This is a genomic window from Curtobacterium sp. PhB172 (assembly GCF_003752545.1).
GTDB lineage: Bacteria > Actinomycetota > Actinomycetes > Actinomycetales > Microbacteriaceae > Curtobacterium.
In genome coordinates this window covers 181389-207629 of record NZ_RKIF01000007.1, presented here as the reverse complement: position 1 = coordinate 207629, position 26241 = coordinate 181389, and the positions used below count along the sequence as shown (strand labels likewise).

At 71.7% G+C, this 26241-nt stretch carries 22 protein-coding genes; 10 read left to right on the top strand and 12 right to left on the bottom strand.

What is annotated here, in order from left to right; translation table 11 throughout:
• Positions 1–29 precede the first annotated feature (29 nt).
• Positions 30–392, top strand: a complete 363-nt coding sequence (locus EDF42_RS08135) for a sterol carrier family protein (RefSeq protein ID WP_123672190.1) — start codon at positions 30–32, stop codon at positions 390–392.
• Positions 393–614: 222 nt separating this feature from the next.
• Here EDF42_RS08135 and EDF42_RS08130 read toward each other — a convergent pair whose 3' ends face one another.
• Positions 615–3146, bottom strand: coding sequence for a LuxR C-terminal-related transcriptional regulator (locus tag EDF42_RS08130; RefSeq protein ID WP_123671968.1), 2532 nt, complete (start codon positions 3144–3146; stop codon positions 615–617).
• A gap of 162 nt (positions 3147–3308) precedes the next feature.
• Here EDF42_RS08130 and EDF42_RS08125 point away from each other — a divergent pair, with 162 nt between their 5' ends.
• On the top strand, positions 3309–3704 hold the full coding sequence (locus tag EDF42_RS08125) for a hypothetical protein (RefSeq protein ID WP_111085569.1): 396 nt from the start codon (positions 3309–3311) through the stop codon (positions 3702–3704).
• Between the two features lie 83 nt (positions 3705–3787).
• Here the strand turns inward: EDF42_RS08125 and purF are convergent, their stop codons facing one another.
• Positions 3788–5245, bottom strand: a complete 1458-nt coding sequence (gene purF / locus EDF42_RS08120) for an amidophosphoribosyltransferase (RefSeq protein WP_111085568.1) — start codon at positions 5243–5245, stop codon at positions 3788–3790.
• Positions 5246–5318: 73 nt separating this feature from the next.
• Here purF and purM point away from each other — a divergent pair, with 73 nt between their 5' ends.
• The gene (gene purM, locus EDF42_RS08115) at positions 5319–6434 is read left to right on the top strand and encodes a phosphoribosylformylglycinamidine cyclo-ligase (protein WP_123340140.1); all 1116 of its coding nucleotides are present in this window, start codon (positions 5319–5321) and stop codon (positions 6432–6434) included.
• Between the two features lie 181 nt (positions 6435–6615).
• Here the strand turns inward: purM and EDF42_RS08110 are convergent, their stop codons facing one another.
• The gene (locus EDF42_RS08110; RefSeq protein ID WP_111085566.1) at positions 6616–6834 is read right to left on the bottom strand and encodes a DUF3073 domain-containing protein; all 219 of its coding nucleotides are present in this window, start codon (positions 6832–6834) and stop codon (positions 6616–6618) included.
• 158 nt (positions 6835–6992) lie between these two features.
• Between EDF42_RS08110 and EDF42_RS08105 the strand changes: the two genes are divergently transcribed.
• Entirely contained in the window at positions 6993–8108 is a 1116-nt protein-coding gene (locus EDF42_RS08105; protein WP_123671967.1) for an NAD(P)-binding domain-containing protein, read from the top strand.
• Between the two features lie 400 nt (positions 8109–8508).
• On the opposite strand, the gene EDF42_RS08100 is transcribed toward EDF42_RS08105, so the two are convergent.
• The 4 genes from EDF42_RS08100 to EDF42_RS08085 form a co-directional block, all read right to left on the bottom strand.
• Entirely contained in the window at positions 8509–8949 is a 441-nt protein-coding gene (locus tag EDF42_RS08100; RefSeq protein ID WP_123671966.1) for a DoxX family protein, read from the bottom strand.
• 109 nt (positions 8950–9058) lie between these two features.
• Positions 9059–9304, bottom strand: a complete 246-nt coding sequence (locus EDF42_RS08095; protein ID WP_123293659.1) for a DUF3072 domain-containing protein — start codon at positions 9302–9304, stop codon at positions 9059–9061.
• Positions 9305–9357: 53 nt separating this feature from the next.
• Complete coding sequence (locus EDF42_RS08090; RefSeq protein ID WP_123671965.1) at positions 9358–10113, bottom strand: hypothetical protein; 756 nt, start codon at positions 10111–10113, stop codon at positions 9358–9360.
• A gap of 11 nt (positions 10114–10124) precedes the next feature.
• Positions 10125–12344: an APC family permease gene (locus tag EDF42_RS08085; RefSeq protein WP_123671964.1), complete on the bottom strand. Its 2220-nt coding sequence runs from the start codon at positions 12342–12344 to the stop codon at positions 10125–10127.
• Positions 12345–12474: 130 nt separating this feature from the next.
• On the opposite strand from EDF42_RS08085, the gene EDF42_RS08080 reads away from it, so the two are divergent.
• Positions 12475–13263 (top strand): MerR family transcriptional regulator, encoded by a 789-nt coding sequence (locus tag EDF42_RS08080; RefSeq protein ID WP_123671963.1) that lies wholly within the window; start codon positions 12475–12477, stop codon positions 13261–13263.
• Between the two features lie 172 nt (positions 13264–13435).
• On the opposite strand, the gene EDF42_RS08075 is transcribed toward EDF42_RS08080, so the two are convergent.
• From EDF42_RS08075 to EDF42_RS08065, 3 genes are all read right to left on the bottom strand, one after another.
• Positions 13436–14017 carry a PadR family transcriptional regulator gene (locus EDF42_RS08075; RefSeq protein WP_123671962.1) on the bottom strand — a complete coding sequence of 194 codons (582 nt, stop codon included), beginning with the start codon at positions 14015–14017 and terminating at the stop codon, positions 13436–13438.
• Positions 14014–14907, bottom strand: a complete 894-nt coding sequence (locus EDF42_RS08070) for a DUF4097 family beta strand repeat-containing protein (RefSeq protein ID WP_123671961.1) — start codon at positions 14905–14907, stop codon at positions 14014–14016. The genes EDF42_RS08075 and EDF42_RS08070 overlap by 4 nt, the downstream gene beginning before the upstream one ends.
• 134 nt (positions 14908–15041) lie before the next feature.
• Positions 15042–15695 (bottom strand): YitT family protein, encoded by a 654-nt coding sequence (locus EDF42_RS08065; protein WP_123671960.1) that lies wholly within the window; start codon positions 15693–15695, stop codon positions 15042–15044.
• Between the two features lie 61 nt (positions 15696–15756).
• Here EDF42_RS08065 and EDF42_RS08060 point away from each other — a divergent pair, with 61 nt between their 5' ends.
• The 3 genes from EDF42_RS08060 to EDF42_RS08050 all read left to right on the top strand — a co-directional run bounded on the left by EDF42_RS08060 (position 15757) and on the right by EDF42_RS08050 (position 21321).
• A complete protein-coding gene (locus EDF42_RS08060; protein WP_123671959.1) occupies positions 15757–17208 on the top strand; it encodes a PLP-dependent aminotransferase family protein in 1452 nt (483 codons plus the stop codon).
• Positions 17209–17327: 119 nt separating this feature from the next.
• The gene (locus tag EDF42_RS08055; RefSeq protein WP_123671958.1) at positions 17328–18014 is read left to right on the top strand and encodes a DUF6518 family protein; all 687 of its coding nucleotides are present in this window, start codon (positions 17328–17330) and stop codon (positions 18012–18014) included.
• A gap of 40 nt (positions 18015–18054) precedes the next feature.
• Entirely contained in the window at positions 18055–21321 is a 3267-nt protein-coding gene (locus tag EDF42_RS08050; protein WP_123671957.1) for an efflux RND transporter permease subunit, read from the top strand.
• On the opposite strand, the gene EDF42_RS08045 is transcribed toward EDF42_RS08050, so the two are convergent.
• Positions 21318–21614 carry a hypothetical protein gene (locus tag EDF42_RS08045; protein ID WP_123671956.1) on the bottom strand — a complete coding sequence of 99 codons (297 nt, stop codon included), beginning with the start codon at positions 21612–21614 and terminating at the stop codon, positions 21318–21320. The genes EDF42_RS08050 and EDF42_RS08045 overlap by 4 nt on opposite strands.
• A 94-nt stretch (positions 21615–21708) precedes the next feature.
• Entirely contained in the window at positions 21709–22719 is a 1011-nt protein-coding gene (locus tag EDF42_RS08040) for an alpha/beta hydrolase (RefSeq protein ID WP_123671955.1), read from the bottom strand.
• Positions 22720–22869: 150 nt separating this feature from the next.
• Between EDF42_RS08040 and EDF42_RS08035 the strand changes: the two genes are divergently transcribed.
• Both EDF42_RS08035 and EDF42_RS08030 read left to right on the top strand, forming a co-directional pair.
• The gene (locus EDF42_RS08035; protein WP_260235254.1) at positions 22870–23724 is read left to right on the top strand and encodes a polyphosphate kinase 2 family protein; all 855 of its coding nucleotides are present in this window, start codon (positions 22870–22872) and stop codon (positions 23722–23724) included.
• Between the two features lie 268 nt (positions 23725–23992).
• On the top strand, positions 23993–26173 hold the full coding sequence (locus tag EDF42_RS08030; protein WP_123671954.1) for a DEAD/DEAH box helicase: 2181 nt from the start codon (positions 23993–23995) through the stop codon (positions 26171–26173).
• The last annotated feature ends 68 nt before the right edge of the window (positions 26174–26241 follow it).

Here is a 26241-nt window from a genome sequence, read left to right as displayed (position 1 = left end):
CCCCGCGAGGCGACGGCTAGCCTGTGGAGATGCCACCCAGGAGGATCGAGGACGCCGCCGGCCGCGCCGCACTGACCGCGGTGCAGCAGGGCGACACGGCACGGACGGCCGTCGCGACGGCCGTCCGGTGGACCCTGCAGCGCCTCGCCGACGACGTGCCGGGCAACAGCGTCGAGGTCCGGGTGCCGCCGTTCGCCGCGGTCCAGGCCGTCCCCGGCCCGCGCCACACCCGTGGCACGCCGCCGAACGTGGTCGAGACGGACGCCACGACGTGGCTCGCGCTCGCGACCGCGGAGCTGAGCTGGGGCGAGGCCGTCGCGCAGTCACGTGTCAGCGCTTCCGGCTCGCGTGCGGACCTGACGGCGTTCCTGCCGGTGCGGGTCGCGCTCTAGTCGCGTCCAGCACTACCTAGGCGGACGAACCGAATTAGGTAGTCCCTACCGATGCGGGCGCATGCACTGCGAACCTACGCTTGAAGTCGCCGGGATTCGGACCCGACCCGAACGGGTCCGAACCCGGCGACAGGGACCAAGGTACGCGATGTTCCACACAACGTGTCAACCGCCGCGGCGCGTCGTGCTGCAATGCGCAACGTTCTTGCGTCACGAGTAGACTCAGAAGAGTCCGGCGAGCTCCGAACGAGCATGCAGGTCCCACTTGCCGAACACCCGCGACAGGTGCGCGTCGATGGTCCGCGTCGAGAGCCCGAGCTCCTCGCCGATCAGGCGGTTGCTCAACCCCTGCGCCGCGAGCTCGGCGACCTGGTACTCGCGGTTCGTGAGCGGTGGTTTCGGCCGGCCGGCCGTGACCGCCATGCCGTGCGACGCGAGCGCCCCCTGCGCCGCGATCACCCGCGTCCGGTCGCGTGCGGTCAGGGCGTCGGCGTACTCGACGATCGCCGCGGCGAGCGGACCGTCGACCCGAGCCGCTGCCTCGCGCATGCGACCGAGCGAGGTACCAGTCTCGCGTCCGTTCAGCATGTCCATCGCGTAGTGCAGCGTCTGCGCGTACATGACGTGCGTCCACCCACCGCTCGCCGTCCCGCGGTCGATGATGTCGTCGGCGTGCCGGAGCCCGGCCGGGTTGCCGAGCACCGCCTCGGTCCAGGCGATCGTCACCGCGACCTGCTCCCCGGTGATCCGCATCGCTCGCTGCGGGGTGGCCCTCGCCCGGTCGAGCGCACGCGTGGCGTCCTCGGTGCGACCGGCGTAGGCGTACGCCATCGCGAGCCGTGCCCACGGGTAGGCAGCGAAGCCGCCGTGGTCCGCGACGTCGTACCGTTCGCAGGCTGCCGAGAACGCCGCGATCGCGTCGTCCCAGCGCCGTTGGCCGATGGCGAGGTTGCCGTCGCCGATGAGCTCGAGGGTGAAGTCGTACTTCAGGTACGGGTTGGACCGTCGGACGGGCACCTCGGTGAGCAGGTCGGCGAGGTCGCCGCGCCAAACCTGCACCTGGTGCAGCACTGAAAAGATCTCGCCGACGCTCCACGGTGCGTCCTCGAGGTGCTCGATCGCGGTGGCCAGTGCCCGGCGACCGAGGGCCGAGGCGTCGTCGAGCCGGCCGGCCGTGGCGAGCGCCATGATCGCGCAGGGGGCGACGCACAGGAACGCGAACGGGATGGTCGGGGCGTGCACGATGCCGCTGTGCTCGAGTTCGGCCCGCACCTCGTCGAACCGTCCGCCCCACCCGAGGTGTGCGAGTCGCAGCAGGCGGAGCCGTTCGACCGCGTCGCCGGACACCAGCCGGCTGGCGACGTCGGTGAGCGCGACCGCTGCCAGCACGTCGTCGTCGTGGAACTGCCGGATGTTGGCGAGGATCTCGCAGGCCTCGACCACGAGGGCGTCGTCCACCGTGCCGGGGTCTGCACGGGCGACGGCCCAGGCAGCCTCGGCGTCGGCGCGACCGGCCTCGCGCCCGTCGGTGTACGAGTACGCCAGCGACCGCAGGCAGCGCGCGGCGACCTGCTCGTTCGGGTGCAGCGTCCGCCGGAGCGCTGCGGAGGCCAGGGCGATCGCGCTCTCGTGCTCCTGCAGCCGCACCGCGACCTGCGCCGCGTCGAGCAGCTGCTCGACCGGCGGCACGACACCGCAGTCGAGCGCCCAGAGCGCCGACCGCAAGCGCGCGGCGGGCGGCGCGCCCTCGGCGCTGTCGGCGCGGAAGGCGTTCGCGCGGGCGAAGAGCGCCGTGCGGCGGGCGACCGGCACCAGGCCGCGGATCACGTCGCCGACGAGCGGGTGCTGCGGACGGGCCACCGCGGCGCCGTCGTCGAGCGAGTCGATCCGGACCAGCCCGAGCGCGACCACGCGGTCGACGTCGCCGCCGCTGACCAGGCCGAGCAGCCGTGCGAGCGGGATCGGGTCGGCCAGTGCCACGATGTCGACGACGTCGCGTAGGTCCTCCGGCAGCGAGCCGAGTTCCGTCCGGTACATGTCTGCGAGGCTGTTCGACGCCGTCACCCGGCCGCGCCAGTACCACCCGGACGCCGTGTGCTCGAGCGCACCTGAAGTGCGAGCGGCGCGGACGACCTCACGCAGGTAGAGCGGGTTGCCGGCGGTCGCCCGGTGCACCCGTTCGGCCGAGGCGTTCTCGAGCTGCGAGCCCAGCGCCTCGGCCACCAGTGCCGACGTCTCGCGCAGGGTGAGCGGCTCGAGGTCGATGCGCTCGAGCAGGTCGTCCTGCCACAGGGCGCGGAGCGGTTCCGGCAGCGCGGTGAAGTCACGGCAGGTCAGGACGAGCCGCGCACCCTGGTGCCGGACGAGCCACGCCACGTACCGGGCGGAGATCGCGTCGAGGTGGTCGGCGTCGTCGACGCGCAGCAGGACGTCGCGGTCGGCCAGGTCGGCGATCGCCCGGAGGCGCTGCTCGGCCCCGGCGTCGTCGGACAGTTCCGACAGGGTCGCCGGCAGCTCGCCGAAGCGGTCCGAGATCGCGCCGAAGGGCATCGATCGCCCGGAGGCGACGGCGGTGATGGGCACCACGACCGTGCGCCCGGTGGCGTCCCGTCCGGCGACGCGGTCGGTGACGCGGGCGGCGACGGTGCTCTTGCCGAGACCCGGGGCGCCGACGAGCGCGACGCTCCACTGGTGCTCCGCGACGACGGACACGGCACGGTCCTCTTCGTGGCGTTGCATCACGGGCCAGGTCACGCGCGCCGGGGTGCTCGGGGTGCGACCTCGTCCCCGTACGGTCCGTTCTCGCATCCGTGTCACCTCCAGCCCTTGGGATACCAACGCGTACGGATCATCCTCTCCTGGATCGGACTGCGCGGACAGGCCGGGAGACGTCCCACAGTGGGGGACAATGGGTGGGTGAGCAACACCGATCGACCCGACGACCAGCCGGTCCCGGCCCCTGCGCCGAACGCCGTCTCCACCTCTGACGAGGTCACGATCCGTCGTGCCCCGAAGTTCGGGGTGTTCATCGTCGGCGGTGCGGTGCTCGGGTTCATCGCGACCCTGATCGTCGTCTCGCTCACCATGAACCTCGGTGGCCAGCAGGAGGAGTCGAGCTTCGGCAGCCTGGTGGGCTACTTCAGCCTGTGGGGCGTCACGATCGGTGCCTTCGTCGGCGCGGTCGTCGCCGTCGTGTTCGACCGGGTCTTCGCCCGGCGCGCGGCCCGCCTGACGGCGGAGCGTGTCGAGGTCGAGCTGCCGCCCGAGACGGTCGACGGCGAGATCGACGAGCACGGCGACCAGCGGCCGTAGCCGCGACCGCTTCCAGACGGGAGGCCCGTGGCGACACCGCCACGGGCCTCCCGTCTGTCAGGTGGGTGCGTCTCGGACGCGACCTAGCTGAGCTGGTTCGCCTCGACCCAGGACAGGTACTCCGGGCTCACGGTGCCCGTGACGTACTCGCCCGTGAAGCAGCTCATCTCGAGGTCGGTCACGTCGGAGCCCTCGATGATTGCGTCCCGCATGTCGCCGATCTCCTGGTAGATCAGGTGATCGCTGCCGAGCACGCGGTTGATCTCCGGGATCTTCCGGTCGTGCGCGATGAGCTCGTCGCGCGTCGGCATGTTGATGCCGTACACGTGCGGGAACCGGACCGGGGGAGCGGCGCTCGTGAAGGTGACCTCGTTCGCACCGGCGGCGCGGGCCATCTCCACGATCTCCTTGCTCGTCGTGCCGCGCACGATCGAGTCGTCGACGATCAGGATGTTCTTGCCCTTGAACTCCGACGACATCGCGTTGAGCTTCTGCCGGACGGACCGCTTGCGCTCCGCCTGGCCCGGCATGATGAAGGTCCGGCCGACGTAGCGGTTCTTGTAGAAGCCCTCGCGGTACTCGATGCCGAGCTTCCGCGCGACCTGCATCGCGGCCGGTCGGGACGAGTCCGGGATCGGCATGACGACGTCGATGTCACCGGTCGGCGCGTACTGCTCGATGGTGTCCGCCAGCCGGTTGCCGAGGCGCAGGCGGGCGTCGTAGACCGAGATGCCGTTCATGACCGAGTCGGGACGGGCCAGGTACACGTACTCGAACGAGCACGGCACGAGCCGCGGGTTCTTCGCGCACTGCCGGGCGTGCATCTGCCCGTTCATCTCGATGAAGATCGCCTCGCCCGGGGCGACGTCGCGCACGATCTCGTAGCCGCCGGACTCGAGCACCAGCGACTCGCTCGCGACGACCCACTCGGGCTGGCCGGCCTCGTCGAACTTGTGGCCGAGGATGAGCGGCCGGATGCCGAACGGGTCGCGGAACGCGAGCAGCCCGTGGCCGGCGATCGTGGCGATCGTGGCGTAGGAGCCCTCGACCCGCTCGTGCACGCGCTCGACGGCGTCGAAGACCTGCCCGGGGTCGAGATCCGTGCCGCGGACCTGTCCCTGCAGCTCGTGCGCCAGCACGTTCACCAGGAGCTCGGTGTCCGACGTGGTGTTGAGGTGCCGACGGTCGATGTCGAACAGTTCACGCGTCAGTTCCCGCGTGTTGGTGAGGTTGCCGTTGTGGACGAGGACGATGCCGTACGGCGCGTTCACGTAGAACGGCTGCGCCTCTTCCTCGTTGCTCGCCGCGCCCTTGGTGGCGTAGCGCACGTGGCCGAGGCCCATGGTGCCGAGGAGGGCGCGCATGTCACGGGTTCGGAACGACTCCCGCACGTGGCCGCGGGTCTTGTGCATGTGGTGCACGTGACCCTCGACCGTGGCGATGCCTGTCGAGTCCTGCCCGCGGTGCTGCAGGAGGAGCAGTGCGTCGTAGATGGATTGGTTGGCGGGGCCCTGTGCAACGAGGCCGACGATGCCGCACATTCGCGGGTGTGCTCCAGACCGTAGAATCGGGGGGTACCGAACAAGTCTGCCATGTCACCGCGAAGGACTCCGCATGCCCAACCCGTACGCCGAAGCCGGAGTGGACACCGCTGCCGGTGACCTGGCCGTCGAACTCATGAAGTCCGCAGTCGCGGCGACGCACAACAGCCACGTGCTGGGCGGCGTGGGCGGCTTCGCCGGACTCTACGACGTGTCCTTCCTGAAGGACTTCTCACACCCGTTGCTCGCGACCTCGACCGACGGCGTCGGCACCAAGGTCGCCATCGCCCAGGCGATCGACAAGCACGACACCATCGGGCAGGACCTGGTCGGCATGGTCGTCGACGACATCGTGGTGGTCGGTGCGAAGCCGCTGTTCATGACCGACTACATCGCCTGCGGGCGCGTCGTGCCGAACCGCATCGCCGACATCGTCGCCGGCATCGCCCGCGGCTGCTCGGCCACAGGCACCGCGCTGGTCGGTGGCGAGACCGCCGAGCACCCCGGGCTGCTCGGTCCGGACGACTACGACGTCGCCGGCGCCGCGACGGGTGTCGTCGAGGCCGGTTCGCAGCTCGGCGCCCACCTGGTGCAGGACGGCGACGTCGTGCTCGCGATCGAGTCGTCCGGGCTGCACTCGAACGGGTACTCGCTCGTCCGGCACATCCTGGCGTCGCGCGGGGTCGGGTACACCGACCAGCTGGCCGAGCTGAGCGGTGTCGGGTTCGGCGGCGCGGTTTCCGTCGGCGAGGCCCTGCTGGAGCCCACCCGCCTGTACACGACGCCGTTGCTGGAGCTGCTCGAGCAGCACCCGGGCGCCGTGCACTCCCTGTCGCACGTGACCGGTGGTGGCATCGCGGCGAACCTGGCGCGCGTGCTGCCCGTCGGCTCGTGGATCGAGGTCGACCGTTCGACCTGGCAGCCGCTCCCCGTCTTCCGCGTGCTCGCCGACATGGCCGGCACCCCGATCGAGGACACCGAGGGCACCTGGAACCTGGGCATCGGCATGTTCGCCGTGGTGTCCGCCAGTGCCGCGGTGGACGTCATCGAGTCGCTCGGCGTCGCCGGGATGCCCGCGTGGCCCGTCGGCACGATCGCCACGTCGGCCCGCGACCTGACCGGCTTCGAACAGGGCGCCAAGGGTGTCGACGGCGGTGCCGTGCGGCTCGTCGGGAGCTACGCCGCCTGACCCGGGCTGGTCGAGGTCGCACGGGCTGAGAACAGGTCGTGCGGCCTCTGCATCTGGCCGTGCGGCCTCGGCGCCTGGCTGTCCGGCCTCGGCATCTGGCCGTGCGGCCCCGGTGCCTGGCCGCCCAGGCACGCAGAAACGCCGCGCTGCCCGGGGGCGCGCGGCGTGACGGCTGTGCCGGTCAGGCGGACTTGTTCTGGTCCGCTTCGGTCTCGAACTCGTCGGATTCGTCTGCCGCTTCGGGACCGTACTGGTCCGCCCAGCGGTCGACGAGATCGTCATCGGAGTGTTGTCCGGCGGAGAGCTCCTGCTCGAGTGCACCGTAGTTCGTCTGCGGGCTGAAGTACTTCAGCTCACGGGCGACCTTGGTGTGCTTCGCCTTTTGACGGCCGCGCCCCATGCGTGACCCCCTCGTTCGGCTCTGGTCCGGTCCTGGCGAATGACGGAAGATCACTCGGGGAACCAGACGGTTCGTGGTTTGAAATCTGCCGATCACTCTACCATGTACCTCGATCTGGACGTCGCCGCGACGGCTCCGCGCACAGGAGAATCGAAGTGATGACCGAACCCCTCGAGAACCCAGCCGACCAGTCCGCCCGTGTCGTCGTCATCGGTGCGGGGCAGGCCGGACTGTCGGTGGGATACCACCTGCGCCGCCTGGGGCTCGTGCCCGGCACCGACCTGGTGCTGCTCGATCGTGCCCCGAGCACGGGCGGTGCCTGGCAGTTCCGGTGGGAGGCCCTGCGGCTCGGCGCGGCGCACCGCGTGCACGACCTGCCGGGGATGCGGGCGATGGGGCTGCAGTTCGACGACGCCGATCGGTCACGACCCGCCCGGGACGTCGTGGGGGAGTACTACCGGCGGTTCGAGCAGCACTACGACCTGCGGGTCCGGCGTCCGGTCTCGGTGCCGTCGGTCTCGCGCACCGCGGACGGCCGACTGTGCGTCACGACCCGCTCCGCCGACGGCGCCGAGACCCGGATCCGCGCCGACGTCGTGGTGAACGCATCGGGCACGTGGGGCACGCCGTTCGTGCCGTGGTACCCGGGCCGAGGCGCGTTCCGCGGACGACAGCTCGACACGACCGAGTACCGCAGCGCCGCGGAGTTCGCCCGGCAGGACGTCGTCGTGGTCGGCGGCGGGACGAGTGCTATCGGTTTCCTGCTCGAGCTCGACGGTGTCGCGCGGTCCACCCACTGGTTCACCCGACGGCCGATGGTGTGGGCGGACTCGTCGTCGCTCGACCTCGAGTCGGCGGTCGCAGCGGTCGACGAGCAGGACCGGGCCGCCCGCGCCGGCGAGGTGCTCCCGAGCATCGTGAGCGGCACGGGCGTGCCGGTCTCGCGGCGGATCCGAGCGGGCATCGACCGCGGGGTCCTGCGCGACCAGCCGATGTTCACCCGGATGGACGAGACCGGCGTGGTGACGGCCGACGGCACGCACGTGCATGCCGACGCGGTCCTCTGGGCGACCGGGTTCAGGGCCGACCTGCGGCACCTCGCGCCGCTGCACCTGCGGACCGCGGCCGGCGGGGTCGTCGTGGCGGACGGGCGTTCGGTCGACGAGCCGCGGTTGTTCCTGGCGGGCTACGGGCCGCAGGCGTCGACGATCGGGGCGAACCGGGCCGGACGGCTCATCGCCCGCCAGGTGATGGACGTGCTCGCCGCCGCCTGAGCCGGTCAACCTCGCACCGTGCGAGGTTCGTCGTCCCGTGCGGCCTGGGTGGACTGCGCACCGTGCGAGGTTCGTCGGGCGGTGCGGGGTCGGCGGGCTGCGCACCGTACGAGGTTCGTCCTCCCGTGCGGCCTGGGTGGACTGCGCACCGTGCGAGGTTCGTCCTCCCGTGCGGGGTTAGCAGCTCGGTGCGAGGCTCTGTCGGCGCACCGAGCGGTCAACCTCGCACGGGCCCACGAAGCGCGCACCGTGCGCAGCACGACGGGGCGGCACGCCAGGCGGCAGCAGCACGCCAGGCCGCACGCGGCGGCGGCAGGCGGCGGCGCAGCACGCACGCCCGCACGCCCGACGCCCGCCCGCACGCACGCCCGCACACACGCACGCACGCACACACCGCGGGTCAGGCGGGCAGGGGCTCCTGCACGCCACGACGGCGACGGGACGACGCCAGGAACACGGCGTCGAGCGAGAACCGCCCCGGGCCGGTCAGCGCCACGACGAGCGAACCGACGGCCAGGACGAGCACGTACTCGAAGCCGCCGTCCTGCGAGTAGAAGCCGGACGACGCGTGCGCGAGCAACCCCGCGACGACCATGTCCACGGCGAGCAGGACGCCCACAACGCGGGTGGCGACGCCGAGCACGAGCAGCACACCGCCGACGAGTTCGAGGCCGGCGACCAGGGGCGCGGCGACGTCGGCGAGCGGGACGCCCATGCCGGAGAAGCCCTGGGCGACGTTCGGGATGCCCTGGGCGAACTTCTGCGCGCCGTGAGCGATGAACACCACCCCGAGGACGATGCGGAGCGCGGTCAGGCCGATGGAGGTCGATGTCGTTCGCATGGCCACGACGGTAACCGGTGACGCGTCATCGATTCCCCCCGTCCGGGGGTCTGCCCGGACTTCACCAGAACATGCCCAGGCTGGGGTCCGCCGAAGGGCGGACCCGCTCTCAGGAACCCGTGGTGTCGGTGCCGCGGCCGGTCTGCTGCTGCAGGCGGTCGATGTGCTCCGAGGCCTCGGCCTTGGTCAGGTCAGCGGAGAGCTCCTCGCCGGCTTCGCGGGCCAGGGTGTCGAGGTAGCTCCGCTGGGGTCCGGTCATCGGCTCGTCACCGGTGACCCACTGCTCGGGGTCCTTGCTCGCGTCGGTCGACGGGTCCGGACGGGCGCCGCCGAGGGTCTCTTCTGCATCACTCATGCCGAGGACGCTACGCCGCACCCCCGACGCGCCCCGCAGGCGCGTGTCCCCCGTCAGACCGGCGTGGCCGAGTACCGCACCAGGTCCGGACCGACCGCACTCGTGGCGATCGGAACGGTCCGTCCCTCGCGCCGGACCCAGATCGTCGCGGCCTGCTCGTCGATCCGCTCGACTTCGTGCAGCGATCCGTCGAGCAGCACGGTCGCGGACACCACGACCCGGCCAGTGGACGGTCGCGGGGGCAGACCGGGGACGTCGTCGTCGAATGCCGCGTACTCGCCGGGCTGCAGGAACGGGGACACCGGAGCGGTCACGACCTCGAAGCCCTCGTCGACCTCGGCGACCGCCACGAGGCGCACCGCCTGGTCCGTCGGCAGGGGGACGTCGACCACCCAGGGCGCTTCGGAACCGGCCAGTGCGCGGAAGGCGGGCCGACCGTCCGGGGCGAGCCGTGCCTCCAGGCCGTCGATCCGGACCCGTCCGCGACCGCGCGAATCGGCGTAGAGACCGGGCTCGATGCCGGACTGCCGCGCCTCGAGCCGGGTGATGACCACGCGGTCCGGGCGGTACCAGTCGCGCAGCGTCGACGGGTCGACCCAGCCGACGCTGGGGACGCCGCGCGACAGCGCTGCCGACTCGTCGGCGGCGCGCTCGTCGAGCGCGCCCAGAGGGTGCTCGCCGCGCACCGCGACGAGTCCTTCGTGGCGGCTGCCCGCGACGGGCTCGTGGTCCAGCACCTCGACGCGCTTCGACACCTTGCCGCCGTGTCCGTCGAACGTGGCGAACGTCCGCAGGTCGGTGATCGTCATGACGTCAGATGCTACGACTCGTCGCCCCGGCGCGGCGAGGTCGGCACGAGCGCGTGCAGCTCACCGGTGCACTGCGCGGGATCGACGCCCTCGGCGGGACCGGCCGGTCGGGTCGCGCGACGCGGCTGCAGGCTGTTCCGCTGCGCGGACCGGGCCAGGCGATCGTCGACGACACCGTCGACCGGCGCTCCGGCCGAGCCGGCGAGGGACCGGCGGAGCGGCGGCCGCACGGGCTCGCCGCGACGTTCCTGGCCGGGGAGCGGACGCGACCGGCGGCCGTACAGCAGTTCGGACGAGTCGAGCAGCCACGGCACCAGCGCCACGGTGACGCCGTGCACGAGCAGGAGCTTCTTGCGGATGCGACGGCCACGGTGGTTGTGGAGCAGGCCCTCCCACCAGTGACCGACGATGAAGATCGGCGTGTAGACGGTGACGACCTCGGAGCCGTGCTCGAGCCGGTGCGCCTTGATGTACTTGATGAGCGGCATCGAGATGTCGCGGTACGGACTCGGCACGATGGTCAACGGCATCCGGATGCCGTACTCGGCCCACTGGTCGCGCAGGTGCTGGGCGTCGGCGTCGTCGATCGCCACGTGGACCGCCTCGCAGCTGGCGTGCTCGGCGGCGATCGCGTAGTCGAGGGCCTTGAGCACGGGCTTCTGCAGCTTGTTCACCAGCACGACGGCGTGGTCGCCGGTGGCGCCGAACTCGGTCTCGACGTCGGCCTCGATCTCGTGCGAGACGTCGCGGTAGTAGCGGTTCACGCCGAGCATGAGCACGTACAGGATCGGCATGATCAGGAACACGAGCCAGGCGCCGTGCGTGAACTTGGTGATCGTGACGATGACCAGGACGACCAGGGTGAAGGTGGCCCCGATCGCGTTGATGGTGCGGGAGCGCACCACCTGCGCGCGGTTGACGGACGGGTCGGCGGTACCGGCCCGGTCCGCGCGCAGCAGGCGCGTCCAGTGCACGACCATGCCCGTCTGGCCGAGCGTGAACGACACGAAGACGCCGATGATGTAGAGCTGGATGAGGCTCGTGACGTTCGCCCGGTACACCACGAGCAGCGCTGCGGCGACGAGCGCCAGGACGATGACGCCGTTCGAGTAGATGAGCCGGTCGCCGCGGGTCGACAGGGCCTTCGGGGCGTACGAGTCGCGGGCCAGGATCGAGCCGAGCAGCGGGAACCCGTTGAACGCCGTGTTCGCGGCGAGGAGCAGGACCGCCGCCGTCGTCGCCTGGATGAGGAAGAACAGTACCGAGTTGTCACCGAACGTCGCCGCCGCGATCTGGGCGATGAGGGAGCGCTGCGGCGTCGTCGCGCAGTTCGCGAAGCCGACCAGGTCGCAGGCGCGTTCGGCGTAGTGCACGCGGGACACGAGCGCGAGCGTGATGAGCCCGATGAACAGGACGATCGCGATGCCGCCCATCGCCACCAGGGTCGCCTGCGCGTTCTTGATCTTCGGGCGTCGGAAGGCCTGCACGCCGTTCGCGATGGCCTCGACGCCGGTCAGCGCCGAGCAGCCGGAGGCGAAGGCCCGGAGGAGCAGCAGGATGAACGCCGCCTGCGTCGTGTGCTCGACGTTGTCGACGGTGTACCCGGCGGACTCGGCGACCGGGGCGTGTCCCGCGGCGACCCGGACCAGGCCGGTGACGACCATCACGAAGACCGACGCCACGAACAGGTAGGTGGGGATGGCGAAGGCCTTGCTCGACTCCCGCACGCCGCGCAGGTTCGTGGCGGCGAGGAGCACGACGAACACGAGCGCGAGTTCGACGCGGACGTCGTTCAGCATCGGCAGCGCCGAGATGATGTTGTCCACGCCGGAGGCCACCGACACGGCGACCGTCATGACGTAGTCGACGAGCAGCGCGCTCGCGACGACCAGCCCGGCCTTCTCGCCGAGGTTCCGGTGCGCGACCTCGTAGTCGCCGCCGCCGGACGGGTACGCCTTGATGAGCTGCCGGTAGGACGCGACGACCACCACGAGCAGCAGCACCACGAGCGCGGCCACCCACGGTGCGAAGGTCAGGAACGACATCCCGCCGAGCAGCAGGATCATCAGGAGTTCCTGTGGTGCGTACGCGACAGAGGACAGCGGGTCACTCGCGAAGATCGGCAGTGCCAGGTGCTTCGGGAGGAGCTGTCCTTCGAGCTTCTCGGAGGGGAGGGGATCCCCGATCAGTCGCGCTTTCAGCGACCGGACCTCGTTCGTCACGAGCGGCAAACCTACTCAGTTCCGGGCGGGAGTCAACACGGGTGCCCGGGCGGTCATTCCCGCTCGGTCGCGTGTCGTCGATGCCGCACCCCGATCACCCCTTGCGGTTGACGTGGCGTCAACCTCTACGCTGGGCTGCATGAGGGATCCGTCAGACATCGCCACCGCAGCTGCGAAAGCACCCCACGGCATCGCCGACGTGGCGCGATCCGCCGGGGTGTCGAGCCGCACGCTCCGCCACTACGACGCCATCGGGCTGCTGCCGGCCACCGCCGTCGGCGACGGCGGACTCCGCCGCTACGACGACCGGGCGCTCGTCCGGCTGCAGCGCATCCTGCTGCTGCGCGGCCTCGGCCTCGGGCTGCCCGACATCCGCCGGGTCCTCGACGGCGAGCAGGACGACGTCACCGCCCTCACCGCGCACGTCGCCTGGCTCGAACACGAGCGGGACCGCCTCGCCCGGCAGCTCGCCGCCGTGCGCACCACCATCACCAGGATCGAGAACGGGGACCCCATGAACGCCACGGACACCTTCGACGGGTTCGACCAGACCCGCTTCAAGCACGAGGTCGAGGAGCGCTGGGGAGCGGACGCCTGGCAGCGCGGCACCGCCTGGTGGGACGCGAAGGACACCGCTGGCAAGCAGGCGTTCCAGGACGAGCTGCGCGCGATCGCCCAGGACGCCGCAGCGCTCGCTGCGTCCGGCGACGGCCCGGACTCACCGGCCGCGCAGGCACTGGCGCGGCGGCAGTTCGCGTGGCTCGCCGAGTCGACGCCACCGGCGGACCTCACCGCGGAGCGGTTCCGGACACTCGCCGAGATGTACGTGCACGACGAGCGGTTCGCGCACGCCTACGACTGGGCCGGAGCGGGTGCGGCACGGGCGCTGCGCGACGCGATGGTCGCGTTCGCCGACGCCGGGCTGTAGCGCGCCGACCGCAGGCTGGGGCGCGCGAACGGACCAGGTTCCGGTCACGACACCACGGATCGGCGTGGCGCTGTGTCCGGAACCTGGTTCCGTGGGTGGGGCGGTGCGGGGTGGGGCGGTGCGACGGGCGGCCGGGAGGCACGGGGCGCGACCGCCTGTCGGCCGCGGGCCGTCAGAGCGACTTGCGCAGGGCCTCCAGACCGTCACGCAGACGCGTCACGGTGTCCGCACGGAGCGTGCCGCGGGTCGCGCGTCGGCGCAGGTCCGCGCGGACCTGCTGCCGGAACGACGACAGCGCCATCTCGAGCTCGCGCAGGGCGCGGGCGCTCTCCGACGGCACCGAGACGGGGTCCTCGTGGGAACCGGTGCCGGGGCTCTCCGCCGAGGCGGCGAGGTCGGCACGGAGGGAGCGCATCGCCTCGCCGACCGAGGCGCGGACGCCGTCGGCCAGGGACTTCACCGAGTCGGCGACCCCGGACTCGACCGCGGCGATCTCGTCGGCACGGGCCGCCAGTTCGGTGCGGCCGGCCTCGGTGATCGCGTAGACGGTCTTGCGGCCGTCGGCGGTCTTCGAGACGAGGCCTTCTTCCTCGAGCTTCGCGAGCCGCGGGTACACGGTGCCGGCGCTCGGCACGTAGGTGCCGCCGAACCGGTCGCCGAGGGCCTGGATGAGCTCGTAGCCGTGCATCGGGTGGTCCGCCAGCAGCACGAGCAGGTACAGGCGGAGGTGGCCGTGGGCGAAGACGGTACTCATGCGGGCACCTCGCCGTCGTTGCTCGGGACCGTCGGGGGGACCGGCGTGGTCGGGGGTGCCGGCGTGGTCGGGGGTGCGGTCGGCTCGGCGGCGACCGGCGGGGCGTGCAGCACCGCGATGTCGCCGGAGACCGAGTTCACGCGCAGGTCCAGCCACTGGCCGGCCAGCTCGCCACCCTGCTTGACGTACGAGCCACGCACGCCGCGGATCTCGGAGTCGTCGAACTGCAGCTTGCCGGACGCCGTGCTGACGGTGCACTGGTAGGCGACGCCGTCCTCGAGCCGGACGCTCACGCCACCGGAGACCGTGTTGACGCGCGCCGATTCCGGCACGCCGTGCAGGTCGAGCACGACGTCGGCCGAGACACCGTCCGCCTGGAACCGCGGGATCTCGCCCGTGGCCACGACGTCACCCGAGACCGTGTGCACCGTCAGCGCGCCGTCGAGCTCGCGGATGGTCGTCGCGCCCGACACGGCGTTGACCGTGACGTCGCCGGCGACACCGTCGACGACGAGGTCACCGGACACCGTGTTGAGCATCGCGCCGCGGTTCGTGCCGGACAGCAGCGCACCGGCCGACACGACACCGAGGTGCACCGAGGCGTCGCGGGGGACCAGGATGCTGACGTCCGCGTGGGCCTTGCCGCGGAACGACTTCAGGAACCCGATGGGGTCGTCCCACCGGATCTGCGGGTGGTCGACGGTGAGCGTGTCGCCGTCGACCTCGATCTTCAGCTGCTTGCCGGACACGCTGTGGACCTCGACCCGTGCGGTGGGTTCGTCGTGTGCCACGACGTCCACCTGACCACCGACGAGTCCGACACGGAGTGTGCGGACGATGCCGGTGTCGATGACCTTGGGCTCGTCGACGAGCCACTTCTCCTGCGTCATGTTGCTTCCTCCAACTCGCGATGTATCGCGTCTGTGGAGGTCACGTTATATCGCGAGTCGACGCTCCGCAAGGGTGCCGGGCGGATGGTGAGCAGGAATGGTCGGGTGGGGCCCTGTGACCCGACCATTCCTGCTCACGAAGCGTGCGCGACGGAGGTGGGACGCGCCTCCCGGACGACCCGGCGCTCGGGGCTCCACGGGAACCGGCGGAAGAATGGCATGAGCGGCTGCACCATCGGACCGATCGCGAAGGCGGCGATGACGGTGCCGGCCCCGACGTTCCCGCCGAGGATCCAGCCGACGACGACGACGGACACCTCGACCAGGGTGCGCGCGAGCCAGAGCGGCCAGCCGAGGCGCTCGTGCAGCCCGACCATCAGGCCGTCACGGGCCCCGGTGCCGAACCCCGCGCCGATGTAGAACGCCGTCGCGACGGCGAGCAGCGCCAGTCCCGCGGCGAACAGGGCGATCCGGGCGAGCAGGCCGGACGGCTCCGGCACGAGCCAGAGCACCAGGTCGGCGCTCGGCCCGATCGCCAGCGCGTTCAGCAGGGTGCCGATGCCCGGCTTCTGGCGCAGGGGGATCCAGAACAGCAGGATCACGCCGCTCGACACGACGGTGATGACGCCGAACGACCACGGCACCACGTTCTCGAGGCCCTGCGTCAGGACGGTCCACGACGAGACGCCGACGACCGCTCGGACCTGCAGCGCGGTGGAGGCGCCGTAGAGGAACAGGCCGACGAAGAGCTGGACGAAGCGGAACGTGAGGGCGGTGCTGCGGGACATGGGTTCATCGTCGATGCGGATTGGACTGCTGGTCGAGAGCCAATCGCGCTACCGTGGACCCATGACACCCGTGCTGTTGAGTGCCCGATCTGCTGCCCTGCTGCTCACCGACTGGCGCGACGGCACCGACGCCCCGGCGTACGAGGCTCTGTCCGACGCCATCCGTGTGCTCGTCATCGACGGCCGGGTCGCGCAGGGTGTGCGACTGCCGGCGGAGCGCGGACTCGCGACCGCGCTCGGCATCTCCCGCACGACCGTGGCGAACGCGTACGCCCGGCTGCGCTCCGACGGGTTCGTCGTGTCGGTCCGTGGCTCCGGCAGCGTGGTCCACCTGCCCGTGTCCCTGATCGGTCGTCCCGACCCGGAACGGCTCGGCGGGGTGGTCGACGGCGAGCTCCTCGACCTGCGCAAGGCCGCGCTGCACTCGGCACCGGGGATGGCCGAGGCCGTCGAGCGGGCGGTGCGACACGTGCCCGCGGCGCTCGCCGGCATCGGGTACGACACCGTCGGCGACCCCGGGCTCCGTGCCGCCATCGCCGACCGGTACACCGAGCGCGGACTGCCGACCGACCCGTCCCAGGTGATCGTGACGATCGGCGCGCAGCACGCCATCGCGCTGCTCGCACGGGTGCTCGTCCGCCGCGGGGACGCCGTGCTCGTCGAGTCCCCCACCTACCCGCACGCGCACGAGGCGTTCCGCGAGGCCGGCGGACGGCTCGTCGGCGTGCCCGTCGACGCGCGGACCGGGTGGGACGCCGCCGCGCTCGAGACGACGCTGCGCCGGACCGCCCCGGCCGTCGCCTACGTGATGCCCGAGCTGCACAACCCGACCGGCGCGACGATGACGGCCTCGACCCGCCAGCTCCTGCTGTCGGTCGCGGCGTCGGTCGGCACGACGGTGGTCGCCGACGAGACGATGGGGGAGCTGCGGATCGACGGGTCGCCGTCGCTGCCGCTGGCAGCAGCGGACCCGTCGGGGGCGTCGGTCGTGATGATCGGGTCGGCCGACAAGGTGTTCTGGGGCGGCCTGCGGATCGGCTGGATCCGTGCCGCGCCGGCCCTCCTGCAGCGGCTGCTCGCCGCCCGCCCGACGGGCGACCTCGGCACGCCCGTGCTCGACCAGCTGGTCGCGCGGGAGTTGGTCCCACGGACGGCGGCCGTCCTGGAGGCGCGGCGCGAGTACCTGCGACAGGGTCGCGACGACGTCGTGGGCGCGCTCAGGGCACGACTCCCGGAATGGGACGTGCCGTCGCCCGCAGGTGGGCTGACGACGTGGGTGGGCCTCGGCCGTCCGGTGTCGAGTGCGCTCGTGCTGGCCGCGCGGTCCGAGGGGGTGGTGCTGGCGTCCGGCGGCGTGTTCGGACCGGACGGCGGGTTCGAACGGTTCCTGCGGGTGCCGTTCACGATGGCGCCGGCGGACCGCGGCCGTCTGGTGGACGTGCTCGAACGGGCGTGGGCTCGGGTCGGTGGGGAGTCCGCCGGGGTGCGGGGGTCGCTCGCCGCGGTGGTGTGAGCCGTCGTGTGCGGGGGAGGGGCGCGGTGCGCCGGGGTCATCCTCTGGGGTGATGGGCCGGGGTCGTTCTCGCTCCGTGGGGTGATGTGCGCGGCGGCGGACGACGCGATGCTGATGCCATGAACGCGACCCTGTCCGCCGGTGCTCCGGCCGCCGCTGCGTCCCCGTCGTCCGCGTCGCCGGCCGAGCCGTGCCCCGCGGTGCCGGCTCTGGTGCGCGTCACGATGGCCCTGAGCGGTGCGCTGCTCGCCGGTGTGCTGACCTCGTTCGGGCAGACCGTGCCCGCGCTGTCGTCGGTCGCCAACTCGGCCGGCCCCTGGTTCCTGGTCGCCGTCGCGCTGTGCATCGGCGCTGGGGCCCGTGCCGGCCGGTTCGCCCTGCCGCTCGCGATGCTGCTCGGCGTCGTGCTGCTCGAACTCATGCACGTCGGCTACTGGGCCACGACGAACCTGCGCGGCTACCCGGACTTCCTGTCCGTCACCAACCTGTGGGTGCTGCTCGGTATCCCCGCCGGGCTGCTCGCCGGTGCGGTCGCCGTGTTCGTCCGCTCCCGTGACGCCCGCTGGCGTGCCGGTGCGTTCGGGGTCACCGCCGCGATCCTGATCGGCGAGGGGGTGCGGGCGCTGCTGCAGGTGGTGGCCACGACCGGCCCGGTGACATGGGTGGTCGAGATCGCGGTCGGTGTCCTCGTGCTCGTCGTCGGGGTGGCCACCGCCCGGTCGTCGGTCGGCCGCGTGATCGCCCTCGGCACCGGGGTCGTCGGAGCCGTCGGTGTCCTCGGGCTCTACCTGCTGATCGGGGCCTGAACCCGGCCGCTCGCAGACGCGTCCTGCGAGGATCGATGACGTGCACCTCCTCTCGGTCTTCAGCCTCCGCAACCGGGCCCTCATCGCGCTCGTCACCATCGTCGTCGCGGTCTTCGGGGGCGTGGCGCTGACGAGCCTCAAGCAGGAGCTGATCCCCAGCGTCGAGTTCCCGCAGGTCGCGATCGTCAGTGCCTACCCCGGGGCGACGCCGGAGGTCGTGTCGAACGACGTCTCGACGAAGATCGAGCAGGCGATCCAGGTCGTCCCGGACCTCGAGTCCACCAGCGCGACCTCGTCCACCGGACAGAGCGTGGTGTCGGCGTCGTTCCAGTACGGATCGAATCTGGCGAGCGCCGAGGACAAGATCCAGACCGCGGTGAACGCGCTGTCGCTGCCCGACTCGGTGCAGACGCAGATCGTCACCGGGTCCTTCGACGACCTGCCGGTGCTGCAGGTCGCGGTCTCGGCGTCCGGCAACCAGGAGCAGCTCGTCGACCGGCTGCAGGCCTCGGCGATCCCCGACCTGGAGAAGCTCGACGGCGTGCGGCAGGCGGACGTCTTCGGCAACCCCGGCCGCCGGGTCGTCATCACGCCCGACCAGGACGAGCTCGCCGCTCGCGGCCTCAGCCAGACGGCGATCTCGGACGCACTCGACGACAACGGCACCCTGATCCCCGGCGGCACCCTGACCCAGGACGGCTCGACGCTGTCGGTGCAGACGGGCGAGCGGATCGCTTCGCTCGACGACATCCGTGCGCTGCCGCTGACGAGTTCGTCGAACTCGGGCACCGCCGACGGCGCCAGCACCGGCGCGCCCACCAGTACCGCCACCGGTACTGCCACCGGTACTGGTGCCGACGCGGCCACCGGCGGCGCGGCCACCGGCGCTGCGACCACCCCGACGGACACCACGCTCGGCGACGTCGCGAAGGTCGCGATCACGGAGTCGCCGCGCACCTCGATCAGCCGCGTGGACGGTGAGCAGGCCCTGACGATCTCGATCACCAAGACGCAGGAGGCCAACACGGTCGACGTCTCGAAGACCGTGCGCGACGCCCTGCCGGGCATCGAGGACAAGATCGAGGGCGACCCCCGCTTCACCGTCGTCTTCGACCAGGCGCCCTACATCCAGCAGTCGATCGACTCCCTGGCCGAAGAGGGGCTGCTCGGCCTCGCCTTCGCGGTGATCGTGATCCTCGTCTTCCTGCTCTCGTGGCGCTCGACGCTGGTCACGGCCATCTCGATCCCGACGTCGGTGCTCCTGGCCGCGATCGGCATGCGCGCCGCCGGCTACACGCTCAACATCATCACGTTGGCCGCCCTGACGATCGCGATCGGTCGTGTTGTCGACGACTCCATCGTCGTCATCGAGAACATCAAGCGGCACATGGTCCCAGGTGTCGACCGCCACCGCGCCGTGCTGGATGCCGTCCGCGAGGTCGCCGGTGCCGTCACCGCCTCGACCCTGACGACCGTCGCGGTGTTCCTGCCGGTCGCCTTCGTCGCGGAGCTGGTGGGGGAGCTGTTCCGGCCGTTCGCCGTGACCGTCACCTTGGCGCTCGTGGCATCGCTGTTCGTGTCGCTCACCATCGTGCCGGTGCTCGCGTACTGGTGGCTCCGCCCGCCGAAGGCGAAACCGGGCGCCGCTGCGGCACCGTCCGACGCCGATCCGGCGCCCGAGCCGACGGCGGGCGAGCTCGCTTCGGCCGCGGACCTGCACGACGCCGGCGCTTCTGACCGTCTGCGTCGGGTCTACCTGCCGGTGCTCCGGTGGGTCGTGCGGAAGCCGGTCGTCGTCATCCTGCTCGCGGTCGTCGTCCTCGGCGGCACGGGCGCCGCACTGCCGTTCGTCACCACGAACTACCTCGGGGACTCCGGGCAGAACACGTTCACGGTGACCCAGGACCTGAAGGCGGGATCGAGCCTCGCCGTCCAGTCCGACTCCGCACGCAAGGTGGAGCGGGCACTGCAGGACGTCGAGGGCGTCGAGACCGTGCAGACCACCATCGGCACCAGCGGACAGTCGATCCAGGCGGCGTTCGGCGGCGGTGGCACGGCGTCGGTGCAGTACGCGGTCACGACCGACGCCGAGGCCGACCAGACGACGATCCAGTCGGACGCCCGGATTTCGCTCGGCGCGATCGACGGTGTGGGTGAGGTCACCATCGCGTCCTCCGGAGGCGGGTTCGGGGGCAGCAGCGACATCGAGGTCGACGTGTCCGCGCCGACCCAGTCGCAGCTCGAGACGGCCTCGCGCCAGGTGCTGAAGACGATGCAGTCGGTCGACCACACCACTGGCGCCACGAGCAACCTCTCCGCAGCGGAGCCCTACCTCGCCGTCCGGGTCGACCGCGCGAAGGCCGCGTCCCTCGGGCTCACCGAGACCCAGGTGGGTGGCCTCGTCGCCGCCGCGGTCTCCCCGCGCGACACCGGCAGCATCGAGATCGACGACGCGACGCTCGACGTCTACATCGCCGACCCGGAGCCGCCGACGACGATCGCCGCGCTCCGCGCCCTCGACGTCCCGACGAGCACCGGCGCCGTCCCGCTGTCCGACGTCGCGACGGTCGAGGAGTCCGACGGTCCGACCACCGTCACCACGACGAACGCGGCACGCACCGCCACGATCACCGTGTCGCCGGACGCCACGGACCTCGGTGCGGCCGTGCAGTCGGTCACGACCGCCGTCGACGAGCTCGACCTGCCGCGCGGTGCGACCGCGTCGATCGGTGGCGTCGCCGCCAGTCAGTCGTCGGCGTTCTCGCAGCTGGGCCTCGCGCTCGTCGTGGCCGTGCTGATCGTCTACGTGATCATGGTCGCGACGTTCCGGAGCCTGCTGCAGCCACTGCTGCTGCTGGCGTCAGTGCCGTTCGCCGCGACCGGCGCGATCCTGCTGCAGATCGTCTCCGGCGTCCCGATCGGCGTCGCATCGCTGATCGGTCTGCTCATGCTCGTGGGCATCGTCGTGACGAACGCGATCGTCCTCATCGACCTCGTCAACCAGTACCGGCGGCGCGGCTTGCGGGTGCGTGAGGCGTTGATCGAGGGCGCGACACGACGCCTCCGGCCGATCCTCATGACGGCGATGGCGACGATCTTCGCGCTGCTGCCGATGGCGATCGGACTGACCGGCAAGTCCGGGTTCATCTCGCAGCCGCTCGCGCTGGTCGTGATCGGCGGGCTGGTGTCGTCGACGCTGCTGACCCTCGTGGTGCTGCCGGCGCTCTACTTCGTGGTCGAGGGGGCGCGCGAACGGCGGGCCGACCGACGGACGGCGATCGAACCGGCGACGGGCGAGGCTGCCTAGCGGCGGTACTCGGCGTCGATCGCGGCGAGGGGTGAGACGGCGGGCCGGTCGGCACGCTCCTCGCGCTCGACGGCCCGGAACCACGACACGAGCACGCAGGTCAGCGTGACGAGGAAGACGACCCCGGCGCCGTGCGCGAAGACCGCCAGTCGCCCGGTCGCAGCGGCGTACCCGCCGAAGGCCATGGTGGCGGCGAACGACAACCCGAGCAGCAACTCCGCGGAGGTCTGCAGCGCGGAACGGTCCCAGCGGGTCGCGGCGGCGCGTGCAGGGCGGGTCGAGGTGTCGGTCACCCCGGAAGTCTGCGACCTGGCGCCGGTCGGTAGTAGTCCCGACTCCGGGTGCCACCCACCCGGGGCACGCGGCAGGGGCCACCCCCGCAGCGCGTCAGCCCAGCTGGGTCCGCAGGAACGTCGCGACGCGGCGACTCATCGCCTCGTCGAGCTGCGCGATCGAGTGCGCCGTCCCCTCGACCTGCACGAACGTGACCGGCACGTCGTGTGACCGGAGCGTCGCCGCGAACTCCTGCGACTCCCACAGCGGGATGAACTCGTCCGTCGAGTGCCCGATGAAGAACGGCGCCGTGTCCGAGGTGACGTGGTACTCCGGCGACGCCCGGGTGGCCGCCGGACACGTCGCGTAGGTCCGGCAGCCGAGGTACAGCAGCTGCTTCCGCTGGAAGGACGCGGACACCCCGTCGGCCCGGGTCGAGCGCGCCGTCAGGTTCGTGGGGCCGCTCAGGTCGACGACCGCACGGATCCGGTCGCCCTCGGCGTAGGCGTCGGACTCGTGGTCGGTCACCGCGAGCATCGCCGCCAGGTTGCCGCCCGCGCTCCCGCCGAACACCCCGACCCGCTGGGAGTCGACGTCGTACGTGGACAGCGTCGTGGGGCGGAACACGTAGTCGAGCGCCCGTCGGACGTCGTCGAGGCCGGCCGGGAACGGGTCGGTGGGGGCGAGCCGGTAGTCGACGTTGAACGTGACGAAGCCCTCGGACGCCAGGTACTTGCACACCGAGCGGTAGGCGGCCGTGGCCTTGTCGCCGTGCGACCAGCTGCCGCCGTGGATCATCAGCACCGCGGGCCGGCCGGTGCTGGCTGCGGCCTCGGCGGGGTCGGCCGTCGGGGTGGCGGACGGCGTCGCCGTGGGGGTCGCGGTCGTCTCCGGGGCGCTGTCGGCCGGCAGACAGACGTCGAGCCGCTGCAGCGGAGCCGTGCCGTACGGCACATCCGCGACCACGTCGATGCCGTGGTACTGCAGGGACAGCGGGTAGATGACGCTGTCCGCGGTGACCGTCGCGTTCTCGTCGCCGACGGGGTCCGTACTGCAGGACGCGACCGCGCCGAGCGCCACGACCGCGGCGACGAGCGCGAGCACTGTGCGGCGGCCGGACTTCATCGGTTCCACGGTAGCCGCACCCGAGGCCGGCCACGTCACCCCAGCGGAGGAACCCCGACCGCGGACCCGACCGCGCAACCCGACGGCGGAACCGCCACAGTGCCAGGATGAGAGCAGGGCGCACCCGCCGCCCGGACCGCAGGAGGACCCGTGAGCCGTCGCAAGGCCTGGAACGCCGATCCCGAACCGCTGCTCCGCGTCGACCCGGGCTTCCGCCTCGACCAGGTCGACCCGGATGCGACGCCGGGCTTCCCCGGCCGCAAGATCGACGGGCTCGAAGCGCTCGCCGCGGGGGCGTCCCGCCTCGCCGCCCTGCAGGAGCGCCTGTACGCGGCGTCGACCGCCGGCGACCAGCGCCGTGTGCTGCTCGTCCTGCAGGCGATGGACACCGCCGGCAAGGGCGGCATCGTCTCGCACGTCGTCGGTGCGGTCGACCCGAACGGCGTGCGCTACGCGGGCTTCAAGGCCCCGACGGCCGAGGAGCGCGAGCACGACTTCCTCTGGCGCATCGAGCGTCAGCTCCCGAGTGCCGGGCAGCTCGGCGTCTTCGACCGCTCGCACTACGAGGACGTCCTCATCCAGCGCATCCGGGCGTTCGCGGCGCCGGACGAGATCGAACGACGCTACGGCGCGATCACCGAGTTCGAGGACCGCCTCACCGCCGAGGGCACCACCATCGTCAAGGTGATGCTGCACATCTCGAAGGACGAGCAGCGCGAACGCCTCGGCGAGCGACTCGACCGCCCCGACAAGCACTGGAAGTTCAACCCGGCCGACATCGACGAGCGCCTGCTGTGGGACCGGTACCAGGACGCCTACCAGATCGTGTTCGACCGGACCTCGACCCCGCAGGCGCCCTGGTACGTCGTGCCGGCGAACCGCAAGTGGTACGCCCGCCTGGCGGTGCAGCAGCTCCTGCTCCGGGCCCTCGAGGACATGCAGCTCTCGTGGCCGAAGGCGGACTTCGACGTGGCCGAGCAACGACAGCGGCTCGCCGGGTCCTGACCGACGGGCCGGCCGGGAGGCACGGGCCGGGTCCGGCTCGCGGCCGGCCGTCGACGACGGGGCTGGCATCAGAGCGCGGGGTCGCGTAGACTCGCTCGGTCGGCCTTCGACGCCGTGACATCGTGATCACGGGCTTTTTGTTGGGTGTGTGTTGCTCGAGGGCTGGAATCACGTCGAATCGCGACGGGATGAACCCCCTCTCCGCAAGCAGCCCCCGCCGATGTCGCTGTCGGGCGCTGCGGTTCGTTGCGCACCCGAGAAAGCAGTCATGGCTCCGTACAACAAGGGCGCGGACAACCGCGCCTCCGATCGTCCCCGCCACCCGAACGGCACCCCCGCCGCACGCAGCAGCAAGCACCGCGGGTTCCGCGCCGCCGAACCGACCGCGCCGCGCCAGAAGCAGCGCTGGGACGCCGAGGAGCGTCGCGGCCGCTCGGCGCAGGGCGAGCGCCCCGCGCGCCCGAACTGGGAGCCCCGCGACAGCGGCGGCCAGCGCCGCCCGGAGCGCGACGACCGTGGTGGACGCGGCTTCAACCGTGACGACCGCGCTCCCCGTCGCTTCGACCGCGACGACCGTGCGCCCCGTCGTGACAACGACGATCGTCCCCGTCGTTCGTTCGACCGCGACGACCGCGCCCCCCGTAGCTTCAACCGCGACGACCGTGCGCCCCGTCGTGACAACGACGACCGCCCGCGTCGCAGCTTCGACCGCGATGACCGCGCCCCGCGCAGCTTCAACCGCGACGACCGTGCGCCCCGTCGTGACAACGACGACCGCCCGCGTCGCAGCTTCGACCGCGATGACCGCGCCCCGCGCAGCTTCGACCGCGATGACCGCGCCCCGCGCAGCTTCGACCGCGATGACCGCGCCCCGCGCAGCTTCAACCGCGACGACCGTGCCCCGCGTCGTGACAACGACGACCGTCCTCGTCGTAGCTTCGACCGCGACGACCGTGCGCCCGGTCGTGACAACGACGATCGTCCTCGTCGTTCGTTCGACCGCGATGACCGCGCCCCGCGCAGCTTCGACCGCGACGACCGTGCCCCGCGTCGTGACAACGACGACCGTCCTCGTCGCAGCTTCGACCGCGATGACCGTGCGCCCCGTCGTGACAATGACGACCGTCCCCGTCGCAGCTTCGACCGCGACGACCGCAACGCTCCCCGCCGCTCCTTCGACGAGCCCGAGCGCGGCAAGTTCGTCCCCGCCGACGACGTCAAGCTCGCGAAGCTCCAGGCCGAGTCCACCGTGGCGTCCGACGTCGAGGGCGTGACCTTCGGCGACCTCGGCATCGGCGGCAACATCTCCCGCGCCCTGCAGGAGCTCGGCGCGAGCAGCCCGTTCCCGATCCAGGCCGCGACGATCCCCGACGTGATCGCCGGCAAGGACGTCCTCGGCCGTGGCCGCACGGGCTCCGGCAAGACCATCGCGTTCGGCGCCCCGCTCGTCGAGAAGCTGATGGAGCACGGCGGCGGCACGAAGCGCAAGATGGGCCGCGCCCCGCGTGCACTCATCCTCGCGCCGACCCGCGAGCTGGCCCTGCAGATCGACCGCACGGTGCAGCCGATCGCCCGCTCGGTGGGCCTCTTCACGACGCAGATCTACGGCGGCGTGCCGTACGGCCGTCAGGAGGGCGCGCTCGAGCGTGGCGTCGACATCATCGTCGGCACCCCCGGTCGTGTGCAGGACCTCATGAACAAGGGGAAGCTCGACCTCAGCGAGGTCGTCATCTCCGTGCTCGACGAGGCCGACCACATGTGCGACCTCGGGTTCCTCGAGCCGGTGCAGGAGATCCTCTCCGCCACCGCCGAGGTCACGCCGCAGGGCAACCGCGCGCAGAAGCTGCTGTTCAGCGCGACGCTCGACACCCAGGTCGCGGCGCTCGTCGAGCAGTTCCTGCACGAGCCGAGCGTGCACGAGGTCGCGGGCGAGGACCAGGCGTCCTCGACCATCGACCACCGTGTCCTCGTGGTCGAGCAGCGCGAGAAGGACCGTGTCCTCGAGGAGCTCGTCGCCGGTGACGGCAAGACGATCGTCTTCGCCCGGACCCGTGCCTACGCCGAGCGCCTCGCCGACCAGTTCGAGGACGCCGGCATCCGTGCCACGTCGCTCCACGGCGACCTGAACCAGTCGCGCCGGACCCGGAACCTGCAGCTCCTGACGAGTGGCCGGGTGAACGTGCTCGTCGCCACCGACGTCGCCGCCCGCGGCATCCACGTCGACGACGTGTCGCTCGTCGTGCAGGCGGACGCCCCGGACGACTACAAGGCGTACATGCACCGCTCGGGTCGCACGGGTCGTGCCGGCAAGGAGGGCACCGTCGTGACCCTCGTCCCGCGTGGTCGCATCCGCAAGATCGAGGGCATCCTCGAGCGCGCCGAGATCGCGGCGGACCTCGTGCAGGCCGCCCCCGGTGACGGCATCGTGTCGGAGCTCGCCGCGCGGTAGCCGCGACCACACGCACGACGGGAGGCCCGTGGCGAGCTCGCCACGGGCCTCCCGTCCGTCACATGGTG